This is a genomic window from Bdellovibrio sp. HCB-110 (genome assembly GCF_047323225.1).
Taxonomy (GTDB): domain Bacteria; phylum Bdellovibrionota; class Bdellovibrionia; order Bdellovibrionales; family Bdellovibrionaceae; genus Bdellovibrio.
The window spans coordinates 3309533-3325827 of the sequence record NZ_CP178750.1 but is presented as its reverse complement, the minus strand read 5'-3'; the positions used below and the strand labels follow the sequence as shown (position 1 = coordinate 3325827).

At 45.7% G+C, this 16295-nt stretch carries 14 protein-coding genes; 5 read left to right on the top strand and 9 right to left on the bottom strand.

What is annotated here, in order from left to right:
• From ACL934_RS15805 to ACL934_RS15775, 7 genes are read right to left on the bottom strand one after another with little or no spacing between them, the layout of a single operon-like run.
• Entirely contained in the window at positions 1-858 is an 858-nt protein-coding gene (locus ACL934_RS15805; RefSeq protein WP_374075064.1) for a hypothetical protein, read from the bottom strand.
• Positions 842-2008 (bottom strand): MFS transporter, encoded by a 1167-nt coding sequence (locus ACL934_RS15800; RefSeq protein WP_374075061.1) that lies wholly within the window; start codon positions 2006-2008, stop codon positions 842-844. Before ACL934_RS15800 ends, ACL934_RS15805 begins: the two co-directional genes overlap by 17 nt.
• A complete protein-coding gene (locus ACL934_RS15795; RefSeq protein WP_374075059.1) occupies positions 2005-3348 on the bottom strand; it encodes a cytochrome P450 in 1344 nt (447 codons plus the stop codon). Before ACL934_RS15795 ends, ACL934_RS15800 begins: the two co-directional genes overlap by 4 nt.
• Before the next feature lie 6 nt (positions 3349-3354).
• Complete coding sequence (locus tag ACL934_RS15790; protein WP_374075057.1) at positions 3355-4371, bottom strand: GNAT family N-acetyltransferase; 1017 nt, start codon at positions 4369-4371, stop codon at positions 3355-3357.
• Complete coding sequence (locus ACL934_RS15785) at positions 4368-5777, bottom strand: AMP-binding protein (protein ID WP_374075055.1); 1410 nt, start codon at positions 5775-5777, stop codon at positions 4368-4370. The genes ACL934_RS15790 and ACL934_RS15785 overlap by 4 nt, the downstream gene beginning before the upstream one ends.
• Positions 5778-5790: 13 nt before the next feature.
• On the bottom strand, positions 5791-7572 hold the full coding sequence (locus tag ACL934_RS15780; protein ID WP_374075053.1) for an AMP-dependent synthetase/ligase: 1782 nt from the start codon (positions 7570-7572) through the stop codon (positions 5791-5793).
• A 41-nt stretch (positions 7573-7613) separates the two neighbouring features.
• On the bottom strand, positions 7614-9575 hold the full coding sequence (locus ACL934_RS15775) for a protein kinase domain-containing protein (RefSeq protein ID WP_374075052.1): 1962 nt from the start codon (positions 9573-9575) through the stop codon (positions 7614-7616).
• A gap of 65 nt (positions 9576-9640) precedes the next feature.
• On the opposite strand from ACL934_RS15775, the gene coaE reads away from it, so the two are divergent.
• A complete protein-coding gene (coaE, locus tag ACL934_RS15770; RefSeq protein WP_374075050.1) occupies positions 9641-10261 on the top strand; it encodes a dephospho-CoA kinase in 621 nt (206 codons plus the stop codon).
• Here coaE and ACL934_RS15765 read toward each other — a convergent pair.
• Entirely contained in the window at positions 10243-10749 is a 507-nt protein-coding gene (locus ACL934_RS15765) for a hypothetical protein (RefSeq protein WP_374075048.1), read from the bottom strand. The genes coaE and ACL934_RS15765 overlap by 19 nt on opposite strands.
• 115 nt (positions 10750-10864) lie before the next feature.
• Here ACL934_RS15765 and ACL934_RS15760 point away from each other — a divergent pair, with 115 nt between their 5' ends.
• Entirely contained in the window at positions 10865-12046 is a 1182-nt protein-coding gene (locus ACL934_RS15760; protein WP_374075046.1) for a hypothetical protein, read from the top strand.
• 72 nt (positions 12047-12118) lie between these two features.
• Here ACL934_RS15760 and ACL934_RS15755 read toward each other — a convergent pair whose 3' ends face one another.
• On the bottom strand, positions 12119-12847 hold the full coding sequence (locus tag ACL934_RS15755; RefSeq protein ID WP_374075043.1) for a hypothetical protein: 729 nt from the start codon (positions 12845-12847) through the stop codon (positions 12119-12121).
• Between the two features lie 199 nt (positions 12848-13046).
• Here ACL934_RS15755 and ACL934_RS15750 point away from each other — a divergent pair, with 199 nt between their 5' ends.
• Genes ACL934_RS15750 through ACL934_RS15740 form a run of 3 tightly spaced genes read left to right on the top strand, consistent with a single transcriptional unit; the run spans position 13047 to position 16291 of the window.
• Positions 13047-14132 (top strand): hypothetical protein, encoded by a 1086-nt coding sequence (locus tag ACL934_RS15750; protein WP_374075041.1) that lies wholly within the window; start codon positions 13047-13049, stop codon positions 14130-14132.
• Positions 14133-14141: 9 nt separating this feature from the next.
• Positions 14142-15179 carry a hypothetical protein gene (locus tag ACL934_RS15745; protein WP_374075040.1) on the top strand — a complete coding sequence of 346 codons (1038 nt, stop codon included), beginning with the start codon at positions 14142-14144 and terminating at the stop codon, positions 15177-15179.
• A complete protein-coding gene (locus ACL934_RS15740; RefSeq protein ID WP_374075038.1) occupies positions 15176-16291 on the top strand; it encodes a hypothetical protein in 1116 nt (371 codons plus the stop codon). The genes ACL934_RS15745 and ACL934_RS15740 overlap by 4 nt, the downstream gene beginning before the upstream one ends.
• The last annotated feature ends 4 nt before the right edge of the window (positions 16292-16295 follow it).

Here is a 16295-nt window from a genome sequence, read left to right as displayed (position 1 = left end):
TTAACCTCTTGTTAGCCAAAGGCTTAAAGGGATGATGTATAAACTTATAAGCAAACACAATGTTCCTGCGACTTCGACAAGTTTGAATTTGGATTCATTGGTCATGAATGCCATCCAACTGAGAAGAAGAAGTGCAGAGCCCGCAATCAGCCCGAACAGAACGACATGCTCTTGCATAAGAAGAGCCGCGCTCCAACTGACTGCTTGTAAAAAGATCAGAATAAAGGCGACGCCTTTTTTGCCATACACGGATAAATAAGTTTTTAAAATAGGATGGGCTTTAGGGTCCATTTTGCGAGCGACCTCATAGGTGAAAAAGCATCCTAAAATCACAAAGCCAGCTAGATAAGAAACTGCGGCAGAGGCGGCCTCCGCTTGCAAAGTTGCGGCTGCATAAACTAACAAAAGAACGATGATGATCTGATGAGTGCAGGCATAGAGGAAAGGTTTGTTCGCAAGACTTTCGCCAACAAAGAATTCTTTGTACATCAAATATAGATAAAGAACGATGAGGGCGTAGCATATTCCGGGTACTGAGCCTTGGAGGAAAGAAACTCCCGCAAAAAGAAGCATGACAGCCAAACCGCCATTGACGACGATTTTCATCGCAGGCACAGAGACAAGTCCCCGTGGCAGAGGTCTTTGTGGATGGGCTACAACGTCCTTGGAGTAGTCTTTGAGCTCATCCATTAAGCGCAGTTCGATAAAAAAGAGCATCAACCCCACAAAAGGAATGAGTAAATCCCAACTCCATGCGGTTTGTGTGAGGGCTTTTGCCGTCATGACAAAGCCGCCAACAATCAGGGCATAAGACGCCAAGGGCAATCGCTCTTTGATAAACTTAAGCCACGCTGTCATATCGTTTTACTCCTGCAAAATATCCCATTAAAGAAAGTCCAGCCATCAGAAATCCCAGTTGTGGAATCCACTGTTGTTGAATGAACCAGGCTCCCAAAGGTGGACAAAGAACTTGGGCCAAAGATTGAAGAGAGCTTGAAAATCCCAGGGCCAATCCCTCTTCCGATTTATGCAAACTTTTGGTCAGTCGACTGGTCACGGTTGGACGAATTAAAGAGTTCCCCACGCCGAAAATAGCGCAGGCTAAAAAGAAGATGACCTGGTTATGGGAAAGGCCGACGCCAAGATACCCCAATAAAGTGAGAAGGAAACCGGCGGAGCTTAAATTCTTATCGCCAAACATCTTTTCAAGACGGGGAAGCATAAAGCCTTGAATAAGAATCCCGATGATTCCCAAAGCTCCAAAAAGATAGCCGACTTCAGAAGGTCCGTACTTTTCCCCCTGGCTGTTGGTGAAGCGCGTTTCCATGATTAAACCCAGACCCGAGATCAGAAAAGCAAAAGAACAGAAGAAAAAGATAAATTGCAAAAAGCATTGGCGAGGCAAAGGTTGAACCAAAAACTTTTTTACCACTGTGCTGAGTGCAGGTCCCTTGCCTTTTGAAGGTAACCCATTCGGAAGTAAAAGAAGAGATAATACGATACTAAGGCACGACACAGCAAAACTGGAATAGATCGGCACAGACCAACTGATTTTTGCCAAAGCGCCAGAGACCGCAGGACCCACGGTCAAAGCCAGACCAAAAACAGCACCAAAAAGTCCAAAGGCTTTTGTGCGATTTTCATCTGTTGTCGTATCGGAAATCATCGCTTGCACGAGGGAAAGATTTCCCGCGCCGATGCCTGAAAGAATGCGTGCGAAAAAGACAAAGGCCACAGAACTTGCGGAGGCTAAGAAGAAAAATCCACTGGCTAAGAAAAACTGGCTGAGGATCAATAACTTCTTTCGTCCCCAACGATCGGAAAGTCTTCCTAAGATCGGGCTAAAAATAATTTGCATAGCCGCATAGGAAGCCGTGATAACTCCGGTTTCAAAAACACTGGCTCCCAACTTCATGGCAAAGAACGGCAAAAGAGGAATGATCATCATCATTCCTAGAATGTCGACAAAGACAATAAGAAGAAGGGGAGTCAGACTTTTCCAGTTCATCTCGGCGTCACTTTAATATCCATCGTGGGTCCCGGCCACAGGGACCATGTTGGCGTTGGTTTGATTTTAGAAAAATTCGTGATCTCAAAGTTAAATCTTTGAACGATGCGACTCATGGCAAAGGTCATTTCCATAAAAGCAAATTGGAAGCCGATGCACTTTCTTGGACCGCCGCCAAAAGGAATGTAAACTTGTTGATGACGTCCTTTGAGATTCTCAGGCAAGAAGCGGTCCGGATTGAAGCTCATAGCGTTGTCCCAGAAATCAGGACGACGGTGGGCCACCCACACTCCTAAAAACACCGTAGAGTCTTTGGGAATATTGTATCCGGCAATGACATCATCTTCGAGATTATCTCTCGACATAATGTAGTTCTGCGGGAAGAGACGCAAAGTCTCTTCAATCACACGCTTTACGTAAGCGAGATTGGCAAGATCCATAAAGCCCGGTGTTCGACCCTGAAGTGCAGTGTCGACTTCAGAAGCAGCTTTTTTATAGATTTCTTGATGGGCAAAAAGATTGTACATCGTCCAGCTCATCGTATTGCCGCTGGTATCGGTGCCTCCCAAAAACATGGTGAGGACTTCATCACGAAGCTGCTTATCAGTCATGCGGGCGCCCGTTTCAGGATCTTCGGCGTACACCAACATGGACAAAAGAGTTCCGGACGGTGTTTCTCTTTTTCTTTCCTCGGTGATCATGCGATACACGACGCTGTCTAAGAAATCCATCGCCTTCTTAAATTTGATATTTGAAGGCAAAGGCAAAGACTCCGAGATATCCAAAGGATTGAGAGTGCGATCCACCGTAAATTTGAGAGCGTATTTAAACGCCTCAATAATCTCATTGATATCAGATTCGGGAACATGGGCTCCTAAAAGAGCGCGAGCCACGATTTCCATTGCCAGACGTTGAAACTCTGTTGTGGCTTCAATCAACTCGCCTTTTTTTCTTTTCTCATCCCAGCGGTCCAACATTTTGTCGACGTTGTTCACCATGAGTTCCGAAAGACCGCTCAGGGCCTGGCGGTGCAGATGAGGGTTCATCTTGCGGCGTTGTGTGAGCCACTCTTCGCCTTCACTTGTTGCCAGGCCTTTTCCAAGATAGCCGCTGGCTTTTTCAAAAGTGCGGCCTTTCCAGTATTTTTTGTGATGGCTGACCAGAACCTGTTGAAACAGATCCGGATGAAAGATGATGTAGCTCGTGCGAACGCCAAAAGGCAGTTTCACGATCTCACCGTACTTACGATGAACTTCTTCAAGATAATCCAGACGATTCCAGATTAATTTATGTGTGTTCGCAGCAAACTCTAAAAAGCTGGGTCCTGGTACTTTGCTCATAAATCCTCAAAGATCTTTTTTGTAAAGAGTGTATTCGTGAGTCCACAAATGCTTTTGCTTCTTTCCGTAGGATTCACTTTGATTGCCCGACTTCACAAGAGCCGAGATGGTTTTCTCAAGCCCCTTAGGAAGAGCAGAAATCAAACAGTGGTGAAGCATAGCATTGGAAAGACCATGTCCTCGTGCGACCGGATCAATTCCTGTTGTTTTTAGAACGAAATAGTCTTTTTCAATAATATTAAAGAAGTATCCAACATCTTCTCCCGTCGGAGATACTGCAAACACCGCGTGCTCAAGATTTTCTTTCTTTGCCAAAGGCACATAGAACTCTTTGAAGTAATCCAAAGGAACGGGTTCAAATAAAAAGTTCTTCTGAAATGCCGCCATCGTGATGCGATGAAGGGATGGAATATCTTTTTGCAACATCTGCTCAGCAATCAAGGGGCGGAAAGAAAATCCCTTTTGCAAAGCTTTGTCATAGTCAGCCTGAGTACTCTCAAAGAGATCACGAAGGCCTGTGTATCCGTTGGTGTGATAAGAAGCATAACTTTGAAAACCAAACGATTCGAAATAGCCAGAATAGGAAGCCGGATGATTTGGTTCCCAGGAGAAAACTTGGGGGTCTTTCCAGTCCGTGCGGAATCGATAGGGGAGCCACGTGTTTAAATTCACAGGACCGACAACGGCTTTCATTCCTTTAGAACGCAACCATGCACTGGCCTTTTCTAAAAGTGCATGAGCGACCGTTTGATTTCCGGCTTCAAAGAATCCCAGGTATCCATGATCTTTGTAAAACGGCGAAAGATTTGCACCGATTCTGCCAACAGTGACATCGTTCTCTGTGGCAATCCAAAACTCACAGGGAAAAGGAAATGGTTTGCTTAAGAGCGCTTGGGTCCACATCTCTGGAGCCATGCCGAAAATCTCTTCCGGAGTTCTTAGAGTTGATGGCGCTTTCGCGAAGAGGCTGTCGAAAGTAGATTTGTCTGATATTTCAGATCTTGCTTGCAGTTTAAAGGTCATGTGAGACCCGCCTTTTTTAAACTTTGTAAACGGTCGATCCGCGCACGATGCCTGCGATCTCGAATAATAGGGGCTTCGTGAACAGCCACGATGACCGGAAATAGTTTTTTAATTTCATTTTCTTTTGCTGCGATATTTTCGCCAACAAGGCAAAGACCTTTTTCGGGACTGCGATAAATAAATGACTTGCTCGACTTTAAGAAAGAGTAAACTTTTTGCTCCAACTCAAAGTCGGATAAAGACTGTTGGCTCCGTCCGGAATACCACCAACCTTTGTCGTCAGCGACTATGCGATCTCCCATAGAGTGCCACACATGTCCACTGGGGTCTTTGCGTTTGTTTTTCTGATTCTCTTCGGGATTCCCGACGTATTCAGGGCAAACATGAGGGCCCGTAACCCATAGTCCCGTGTCTTCAAATTGTGATTGAATTTGTGAGGCGGGGTGACCAACAAACAGAGTTTGAAAGTATCCGCGAGATTCGGAATGGTTTACAGCTTCCTTAGCATCAGCGTGAGCGACGGGCTCGGCTTCGCTACTTCCATACAAATGCAGAAAGTGGGCCTGGGGCCATTTGTTAAACGCCTCTTTAAAAATCCAGGTGTCCGTCAAGGCTCCACCGACGTGAATGGACTGAAGTTCAGGGAGAATATTTTTATATTTAAAAAGCTCCAATAAAAATGCGGGTCCCGTTGTCAAACTGACAGGTTGTTGTTCTTTTGGAAGAGCAAAAATTTGTTCAAGCTGACTTTTCTTCCATTTCGGGTGAACGATCACCGAGGTTCTTCCCGCCGCAAGGTTTGCCAAAGCAAAGTTTGCGAACAAAGTCATATCCGGACCGTCATATTTCGTGAGTTCCAAAGATTGATCTAAGGCATGGAACTGATCGATCAGATACCCTTGGTTACGACGAACACCTTTCGGTTTTCCTGTTGTTCCAGTCGTGAAAGTGATGATGCCTGGAATTTGCGGATCTACCGATTCGGCTTTGAAGCTGTCGTTGTTGGCGGCAAAAAGTTTTTTCACATGCATCCAATGAGGAATCTGACGAATCGCTGGAACGCGAAGTCCCCAAAGATAACCCCACCATCTTGTGGCAAATACCTTGGGTTTCACAAGGTTGATGACGTGTTCGATGTCTGTGACGGGCATCCAGGGTTCAACCAGAATAACGGAAACTCCCAGACCCAAAGCAGCACAGATGATGGCATAGAGTTCCGGAGTTAACGTCTCTAAAAGAAGGAGAGAATCACCGGCTTTTAAGTTCATTTTGCGCAAAGTGTGTTGGGCTTTGCCGCCTTGACGTAGAAGCTCGGCAAAAGAAATCTGCTGCGTCGGGGATAACCATATAGCCGTCCGATGCGGATGTTCTTTCGCTTTTTGTGTGAAGAGCTCTACGCAATTCATAGGTCCTCAATTTTTATACGTACAAATCCTCAATCTTATCTTTAAATTTTTGATCCAGCACTTTACGTTTCACTTTCAAAGAGGGAGTCAATTCTCCACCTTCAATAGTGAACTCGTTAGGAAGAACCAAATATTTTTTAATACTTTCGTAACTTGCTAGCTGGGCATTGGCATCGGAAACAGCCTTACGGGCAATTTCCTGAACAAATGGAGTATTCACGAGGGAATTCCAATCCGTGAAAGAAACATTTTTTTCCTTTGCTAGATTTTCCACGCTAGGACGATCCAGCGTCAGCAAGGCGATGATGTATTTTTTCTGATCACCGTGGATATGCACATGAGCCACGTAAGGAGAGAGCTTTAAAAGTCCCTCAAGACGTTGGGGAGCCACATATTTTCCTCCGGCTGTTTTGATCAAATCTTTTTTGCGATCTGTGATGCGCAAATCACCACCTGGAAAAATTTCCCCGATATCTCCGGTGTGAAACCAGCCATCAGTGAAGGCTTCTTTTGTTGCTTCGGGATTTTGATAATACTCTTTCATCACTTTGTCGCTTTTAACCAGGATTTCTCCGTCTTCGGCGATCTTCAATTTTACTTCGCCAATAGGGCGACCCACGCTACCAAAGCGGTAGTTAAATGGCGTATTCACGGTGATGGCGGCTGTTGTTTCAGTCAATCCATACCCTTCCAGAACCAAGATTCCTGCCGAGTGAAAGAACAGGGCGATGTCTTTTGAAATCGGTGCCCCACCGCTGATGGCAAAACGCAGACGTCCGCCAAAAGCTTCAGTGATTTTACCTAAAACAAGTTTTCGCGCCATTTCGTATTTCACCAGAAGATCTAAAGGTAAAATCTGACCGCTCATTTTGTATTCGCCAACTTTTTTTCCGACGGACAGAGCCCAGTTAAAGATTTTCATCTTCAGGGGTTGAGTCTGAACCTGAGCCCAGATGGCCGCATAGATTTTTTCAAAAATACGTGGCACAGAAACCATGATCGTGGGACGAACTTCGGTGAGATTGCCACGAATTTTCTCTAAGCTTTCTGCATAGGCCATCGTAAAACCAATGAACAAGTGTCCCCAGTGCTCGATGCGACCGAGAATGTGGGCATAAGGAAGGAAGCTCAAAGAAACGTCATTCTCGCTGGCGCCACAAAATGGAAAGGCTTCAGACACTTCGCTGAAAGCTTGCAAGTGAGTTAGCACCACACCTTTGGGTTTTCCCGTGGTGCCCGATGTGTAGAGTATTGTCGCCATGTCACTGGGTTTGATTGTTTCGCAAGTTTTACGGTACTGATCGGGATGTTTTACGAGATAGTCCTGTCCCATTTTATGAAGGCGCCCCCAGGTCACGGCGTCGGGGTTAGGGCAGGTGTCTTCAAAAACGATGACCTTTTCAACATTCGGACATTTATCTTTGACGGATTCGAAAATTTTCAAAGGTCCGCGAGTTTCACAAACTAAAACGCGGGCGCCACTGTTGTTAAGAATATATTCGACGTCTTCAGCCGTGTTGTTTTGATAAATAGGAACTGTGACGGCCTTAATGCCAAAGATGCCAAGATCCATCACCGACCACTCATAACGAGTGTTGGCCATAATCGCAACGCGATCGCCTTCTTTGATTCCTAGAGCAAGAAGAGCGGAACCGACATTTTCTACATCTTGGTAATACTCAGGCCAGGTTTTTGATTTCCACGATCCATTCGTTTTAAATTTAACAGCGGTGTGATGAGGATTTCGACCGCGCATGCTCAAAATAGAATGTCCCAAGGTGGTGGGCTTCGTCATGATGAAAACTCCTCGAAGTTGCTACTGTATAACGAAGGGAATTACTTCAAATACATATCTAAAATTTTACGTTGGTCCGCAGGAACAGTGACAGTGGTTTCTGCTGAAAGTCCTGTGGTTTTATTGCGCGCTTGAATTTTAACACCCACTTCCGCTTGAATGAGATATGCGTCTCCGGAAGGTTTGATGTTAACAGGAACTCCGGCGATGCGAAGTTCTGGATTAGCTCCACCATTGACGATATTGATAATCACCGAAGCCACGCGAGGCAATCTTTGCAGCGTTCCCGTGAACGAATAGGCTTCGTAAGTTGGAGTGATTGTCGTAACTACATCCGTATAACCTTCTTTTACTAAACGAAGACTAAACGGAGTGTTTGCTTTGACAGTTTTACGAGCGGGAGTGAATTCACCAGTGTCAACACCATCAATTACAACACGCGCACGATCCGGCGTGCTGTAGATTGTGACAGTGTACTCAGGGGAAGTCGCTGACATATCCAACTGCTGAACAGTGCCGTTGTTAGCTTGCGTTTCACCAGATGGTGGAGTCGGAGCAAGACCCACGGCTGCCGGAGCTTTCGATGGAGTCTTTTTCGCAACGAAATTGTTATAAACCCACCACACACCCACGATGGCAACAAGACCGATCACGGCTTTCATCGCCATGCCCGTGATGTCTTCCATCGAAGAAGATGACGGAGCAGACTTCGGCATCGAAGTGCGAGTGCCTGCATATCCTCCCGAAGGAGTGCGCGTCATCGTATTGTTTCCAGAAGCAAAAGTGCCTGTGGCTTGTGTACGAGTTTGCGTGATATTGGTATTCGTATGTGTATTGCTTGAAGGCGCACCTGGTTTTGGAGGTGGCTTCAAGTTATCAAGATTCACACGGATGTCTGTAGAAGTATCAAGATTTAACTTCTCTTCGTCATTTTCGATAGCGGCTGGAGCTGCTGCTGGCGGACGAGGAGCGGTGTTGTTGCGCAGATCCGTTTGCGTTACAACTGTTTTATCTTCAGCCTGATTTCCCTGGATTTTCGCAAACTCAACAAGTTTACGACGTTGTTCAAGGAATGCGGCAGAGAACGCATTTTTCATGAATACGCTGAAATCGTGAGGAGAAAACTCTGGATACTGCGTATTTAAGAAACGATTCAAATCACGATGCAAAGCTGCCGCCGTTTGATAACGAAGGCTTTTATCTTTTGCCAAGGCTTTATTAACAATTCTTTCCAATTCCGGTGGAACGGAAGGATTGATTTTACGGATTGAAGGAACTTGGCATTCGCGGATTTTTCTAAGAATCGCCGCTTCGCTGTTGGAAGTGAAAAGGCGGTCATTAGCTAAAAGCTCCCACAACACGATACCCAAAGAGAAAATGTCCGTGCGCGGGTCGATGGATTGACCATCGGCTTGCTCGGGACTCATGTAGCCGTACTTACCTTTAAGAGTTCCGGCTTTGGTTGCTTCAAGTTGTGTTTCGGCTTTGGCGATACCGAAGTCGATAATTTTAACTTCACCTTCAAAGCTCACCATGATGTTTTGCGGACTCATATCGCGGTGAACGATGTTCAAAGGTTTCCCTGTTGTACCGTCGATGCAACGATGGGCATGATCAAGGCCGGCTGCGACCTCTTTCATCATGTAAACGATTTGCTCGATGATAAACTGAGTATTGGATTTCTTAAGTTCATTGAGAATTTGGCGAAGGTTGCGGCCTTCTACGTATTCCATGACGAGGAAGAACTGACTTCTTTCGACACCGAAATCGTAAATTGAGACAACGTTTCCGTGATTGAGATTCACGGCGATCTTTGCCTCTTCTTTAAACATCTCAATAAATTCTTGATGATCGGAATATTGGGGGAGAATGCGCTTGATAGCGACAAACTTATTGACGCCAACAGCTCCCGTTGACTTAGACAGGTACACTTCGGCCATGCCGCCTGCTGCGAGACGCTCTAGAAGAATGTACTTGCCAAACTGCTCTACGGGCTGAGACATGAATTCCTGTTCCCCTTTGAGAAGTCTATCGGTAAAATAAAACTAATCCTTAAGGAGATTTGTCTATGAAATGGATAGGACTGACCGGAGGTATAGCTTCTGGCAAAAGCACAGTAAGCCGTATGCTTAGAGAGCATTCCATTCCTGTCATTGACGCTGATGAAATTGCAAAAGAAGTGGTGAAGGCGGGATCTCCTGGACTTAAGTCTGTCATCAATGCGTTCGGTTCCGAGTTCCTTTTGGCCGATGGTTCCTTGGATCGTCGCAAATTAGGACAGCATGTTTTCGGTCATCCTGAACTTCTGCATCGCCTTGAAGCCATTTTGCATCCGCTAGTGCGAGAAGAAACTCGTCGCCGTCGTCGTGTTTTGGAAGGTATGAACGAAACACTCGCAATTTATGATGTACCTTTGCTCTTTGAAACCAAAGCGCAAGATCAGTTTGATGGAATCGTCGTGGTCAGTGCCACCAAAGAACAGCAAAAAGAGCGTCTGCGCCGTCGCAACAAATGGACGGAGGACGAAATCGACATGCGCATTGCTTCGCAAATTCCGATTCAATTTAAGGAACAAGAAGCTGACTTTGTTTTGCACAACAATCGTGATGAGCAACATCTTTTAAAAGAGGTGGATCGTTTGTTGGCGTGGTTAGAAACCTTGAAGAAAGATCAGAAAGAAAAAGTATAACCAAACTGTGCAAACAGATCCGGTCCGGTGATCGCGTACCCAACACCGAATTCAGAGATAAATGTTTCTCCAATTCCAATAGAGCCCCGCAAACGCAGTCTGCGAATTTCCACAAGCCCGCCAATTTCATCCGATCCATCGACAAACATATTCGCTGAGGCACGAACATAAGGCATGTAAACTTCCTCAGGACAGCAATACCAACGGCGTCCCACGGAAATCCCGATGAAGTTATCGTTATTAACTTCAATTTGATAATCCCAAGCGGGCAATGAATCTTTCAAAGGCATGTAGCGAAGAGCGAAGAACGGGCCTTGCTGATATTCATCACTTTCTAAGTAATTTCCACCTGCAAATCCTAGAGAGGCACTGAGCAAAAAAGTCGGTCGAGCCTGAATCATCGAGGGGTCCACAGTTGCGAGTAAAGGATCATCTTCGGCCGACAGAGGTGTGGTTTCTAAAGTGGTCGTTGTTTGAGGTGCTGCCAATGTGGCAAAACTACTCAAGACCAAGGTCAAAAAAAGGAGGGGAAGAAAAACTCGCATAAGACAAAGTATAAATTATGTCTACAATCATGTTAATGAAAAATTTGGAGGCAAAAGTATGTCAAAGCGGGGATCGCTGCTCCTCACGGGCCTTATTACACTGTTAACTGGACCTCTTGCTCAGGCGGAAAGCATTAGCACGACAATCCATCATCATTATCAATCTCCGCGAGCGTTGGGGATGGGTGATGCCTTTGTGGCCGTTGCTAACGACTATACGGCGATGTTCTACAATCCTGCGGGATTGGCGAGAAGAGAAGACGGGCAAATCAATCTGTCGATGAGTTTTGCGGGAACTCCAGGCGTGATGGATTTTTACAATGAATATAAAGACATTGAAGAGTCCAATAAAACGGAAACAGAAAAACAAACGGCCTATCTGGAGTTGATTGAAAAACACTATGGTGATGTCTACTCATTTAGAGCGGCTCCCGTTGAAGGTGTGTGGGTTCGTCCTAATTGGGGAATGGCTTTGATCCCGATGGATTTGAGCGTTGAAATGGCGATGCATAAGCAAGTCGGACCGACGATCAACGCCACTGTCTATGCCGACACGACTTTGGCGATGGCATATGCTGATGACCTTCATTGGTTCGATCACGGTCGTCTTTCGTGGGGGATCACAGGGAAGTTCGTGAATCGCGGTTTTTACAGCAAACCGATCAGCGCCATTGATCTTGCGCAAAGTGATGAGATCGTAAAAAAAGAAGACATGCTAGAGGGCTATACCGTCGATGCAGATCTAGGGCTTTTGTGGACACCCGAGTTACCAGACTCAGGAGTTTGGTCCGTTCTTCGCTTAGCACATCCTACTTTCGGTGCAGTTGTTCGCAACGTCGGTGAATTGGGTTTCGGCCAGACATTGAAGTTGTTAAATAAAGAGCCACAAAATGGAACGCCTGAAAAATTGTATCGCGTGTTTGATTTGGGATCTCGTTGGGAATATCCATCTATGTGGATTTTCGGCGGAAGAGGCGTGTTTGATATCCGTGACTTGGGCCATCCCGATTTTACTTGGAGAAAAGGCCTTCACTTAGGTTTCGAGTTCGATTGGACGGTGAGCACTTGGTGGAAAGGTCACTATCGTGTTGGTTTGAGCCAAGGCTTCTGGACGGCGGGACTGTCAGCAGAGTTGGGCATCTTTAACTTGGATGTTGTTAGTTACGCAGACGATGTCGGAACTAAGAACACTCCTGTTGAGAGCCGTGTTTACGCGACTCGTTTGAACTTGGATTTTTAATAGATTCATAAAATTCAGAAATAAAAAAAGCCCGTCTTAGGACGGGCTTTTTGTTTTCATAACTATGAACTGTTAGTTTTGCCAGTTTTGTAGCAGCTCTTTACCGATTGCTACTAACTGCGCAGGATCCGTCGTTGTAATATCAAATCCAGAGGTTGCTACGGCAGAGTTGATCTGACCGCAGATCTCGTCATTCGAACTTGCGCCAGCGCTGCAAGTTGAGGTGTAGACAGTTTGGATGGAACTAACAATGGTTGTAACCGTTGCTTCAGCATCTGGATCGCTGGCATTAAGACCCGTGATCAAATCTTGGATAGAGTTTGTGATCTCAGACACATTACAGTCGGCTGGATTTGAAGCACAAGACGCGAAGCTAGAGCTTGCAAGAACAGTTGCACTTTTTGCCATAGCGCCAATCAATTGCAAACCGGAACTTCCAGATTGGTTGCAATTGTTGAAAGTAGCTTCCGCTTCAGAAAGACTTGGGAAGCTCAAAGCCGAAAGCATTCCAGCAGCACCAGAATCTCCATTAATCGCATTAAGAGCGTTGGATAGGTTGGCTGGGCTTGTCACTTCCGCACCGATAAATCCCGCGGCACAACGAAGAGTGTAGGCTTGTTCGGAATTCAGGCCTTCGATTTTGCTCATGCACGCATTAGCAGACGTTGCATCTGTCGCTTCGTCCAGGCAGAACTGTGCTTCGGCCAACATATCTTTTTCAGTCTGTTCGGCTTCACATCCTGTGAGTAAAGCTGTCAAACTCATTGCTAAAATCGTTGCTGTCGTTTTATTAAACTGCATTTCCTGCTCCTTCATAGAGTCCGAGAATTTATATAAATACTTATCGGAATCGCTACGTAGGTCTTAACTTACATTTTTTTCTGTATTGAACTGAGACGAGAGCCTGGACTTTCGACCTTATTTTTTGGAAATGTCTCAATATGATCACCCAATGAGCCGATAAGTCCTTTGATATATTTCAACCTTCAGCGAGGTATCTATGAAAAGGATTTTGTGGATCGCGCTCATTCAAACTTTCTTTGTGATGGCGTTTGCTTACGATGCAAACGCGCGAGAGCGTCATACATTTTATAGTGGAGCTCGATGTCTAGGCATGGGTGGTGCGTGCATCGCAGTTACTAATGACGAGACGGCTCTTCTGGTCAATCCTGCAGGCTTGGGAAAACTTCGTGATTTTTATGGAACCATTTTCGACCCTGAGTTGGAGTTTGGTTATCAAACACAAGGGTTCTATGGTGAGCAGACTTTTTCAAATCCCTATAGTCTTGAAGATGTGATTGGAGCGCTCGATAAAAAGCGCAGCGCTTACTATCATGCTAAAGCTCAAGTCTTTCCTTCTTTTGTTGGCAGAAATTTTGGTATCGGTCTTTATGGCAACTATCTTTTAGATGCTGAAATGTCGGGAGACGGAGCAACGGTTGATACTTTTTATCGCAATGACGTGGCTTTTGTTTTGGGCTTTAATTTCCGTTTCTTTGATGGTCGTATCAAACTTGGTTTTAATACTAAGCTGATCAATCGTATTGAAGTCGACAATGAAACTTTGAGTGCAACAGGTCCGTTGTCTTATGATTCTATTGCCAGTGAAGGTGTGGGGCTTTCAACAGATGTCGGTTTGATTCTGACAGCGCCATGGAAGTTTTTGCCAACGGTAACGGCCGTTGTGCGTGATGTGGGCGGCACAAGTTTCGATCAAGCCAGTGGTGTCCGATTAGACACAGCGTCTCGTCCCAATTTGGTAAAACAAGACGTAGATGTCGCGGCAGCAATCTTTCCGATACATACGAATTATCTCAGGTCTGCATGGACGGTAGAGTACCGTGGTTTATTAACATCAGGTGATGAGCCTGATAAAGCCAAGCTGATTCATGGTGGGATGGAGTTCAACTTCGGAGATGTGTTCTTTTTACGTGCCGGGTATAATCAAAGGTATTGGACGGCAGGTATGGAACTGTCATCAGAACGTTTTCAGTGGCAGATTGCAAGCTACGGCGAAGAAGTCGGCACCGTTGATACTCCCAAAGAAGACAGACGTTATACATTTAAGTTTGCATATCGCTTTTAAGGATGAAGCATGAAGTATAAAAACCTATTGGTCATTCTCATGAGTTTGGTGCTGACCACTTCTTGTGGACAGCCGAATGTATTGACGGAGTATTCCAACACGGACTCTGACGAAGCTCTTTATTTAGATGCAAAAAATAAAATGGACGACTTCGATTGGGATGGCGCCATTGATATCATGACAAACCAACTCTCTGCCAGCTATCAAGCTCGTAACGAAGTGAAGACAAGTTTGATGCATGCCTATGGCGGTAAGTGTGGTATTTCCTTTTTTGATCTTATTCATAGCTTAAGCAATGTCTCATCGACAAAAATGTTTGAGTTTGCTTTGCAGCTTTATGCAGGAAAAGTTGTCGATGTCACCGCCTGCGACAATGCGATCACGGCTCTTAAAAGCATTGGCGCCACGGCTGCAGAAAGAACGAGCCAACAAAATGCTTTTGCGGCCATTCTCGGACTGACTCGGATGGCGACAACAATCCATGCAAAGTTTGATACAGAGTCCTCAGGGTTAGGTGATGGTATCGTCGATGCCGGAGCGGATTCTTGCGTGATCGCCGATGCTGCAGGTCGCTTGTCAGACGCAGACATGAATCGCATCATCTCGGGAGTAGGTTTGGTGTTTGAGAATCTTTCGGCCTTGGGTGATCAACTCACAGGGGGAACTGCGGGTTCTTCTTTTGAATCGGCGAAAACTCTTTGTGAAACAGCAGTACCGACTTTGGATAAAACAACTCCGCAGTCACTCGACCCGAGTGTACCAGGAGGAGTGACGTGGCCGATGTTGGGCCATGCAGATCCCCCGACGTGGTTGGACTTGGGATTGCCTAATGATATTGCGGACCCTATCAATTGTTTGAATACGGATGACTCTGCGGTGCCTGATAAAATGCGCCGTATTTTTAGAAGAATGATTGCGGATGCTTCGTTAGGTGTGGGCATGGCGGGATCTTGCGATATCGCCGACATTACTTTTGATTTGGATGCACAATCGCCACCGAAAGTAGCTGTTACAATCGATTGTTGTCCGGGGTTGGCGAAACCATGAAGTTATTGGCGTTTCTGTTCTTAATTTTTTCTAGCCAAACGTGGGCGCAATCTTTGGGTGATACTGGTCGCTCCATTCGCGCCCGTGGTATGGGAGGAGTTTACGTTCCTTTCGTGGGTGGAGCAGATGCTTTGTTTGTGAATCCAGCGGCTCTGGGCCGGGGCTCTGTTTTGGATATTAAATTGATGGAGCTGACGGTCGGTGCAAACACGGAGCTCGTTGAAAATCTCTCGGCCTTTCAAGATATCGACCCCAACGATCCTACGACATTCAATCAATTCTATGGAAAAAAAATGTGGGCCCAGGCAACCGGAAAAGCCGCTGTTGCACTTCCTTTTCTGGCTCTGGGATATTTAAATGACAGTGAAGTCTCGGTGGAGTTGCACAATCCCGCGTTTCCGCAGTTTGAAACCTATTTTAGAAACGATGAAGCTGTTTACCTCGGAACCGCATTTCCATTGGGACCTGGAACTTATTTGGGAATGAGTTTAAAGAGAATCAATCGTTGGGGTGGCAGTGTTCAAGAACTTGCCGTTTCAGACGTGGCGGATGCCTCAAGTCTTCAAGATATCGGTGACAGGTTTCAAAATAAGGGAACGGGTTACGGATTTGACTTGGCCATCTCGACAGAACTGCAAGCTCCTGTTTTAAAACCGACACTTGCTTTGGTTTGGCAAGACGTGGGTAGCACCGCATTTAAACAAACAGCGGGAACTGATGCGCCACCTCACATTGAGCAGAATTTAACTTTTGGTGCGGGGCTGGGTGTCGATCTTCCAGGTTTGGATTTGTCCTTGGGATTGGAAGCGCGGCATTTGATGGAGCCGGATATTGAGCTTGGAAAGAAAATCCACGTGGGTGCGGAGATTTCCTTGCCTATGATTGATTTGAGAGCGGGATATAACCAAGGCTACCTCAGCTATGGGGCAGGCATAAATTTATTAATATTTCAGTTAGATGCAGTCAGTTACACTGAAGAAACCGGACTTTATCCAGGTCAGGCGGGCGATGCTCGTTATATGGTGAGTCTCAGTTTTGATTTAAGCTTTGATGCTAACTTCAAATTCACGGATAATAACGGCAAGAGAAGAAAACTAAAACAACGCCGGTAATCTA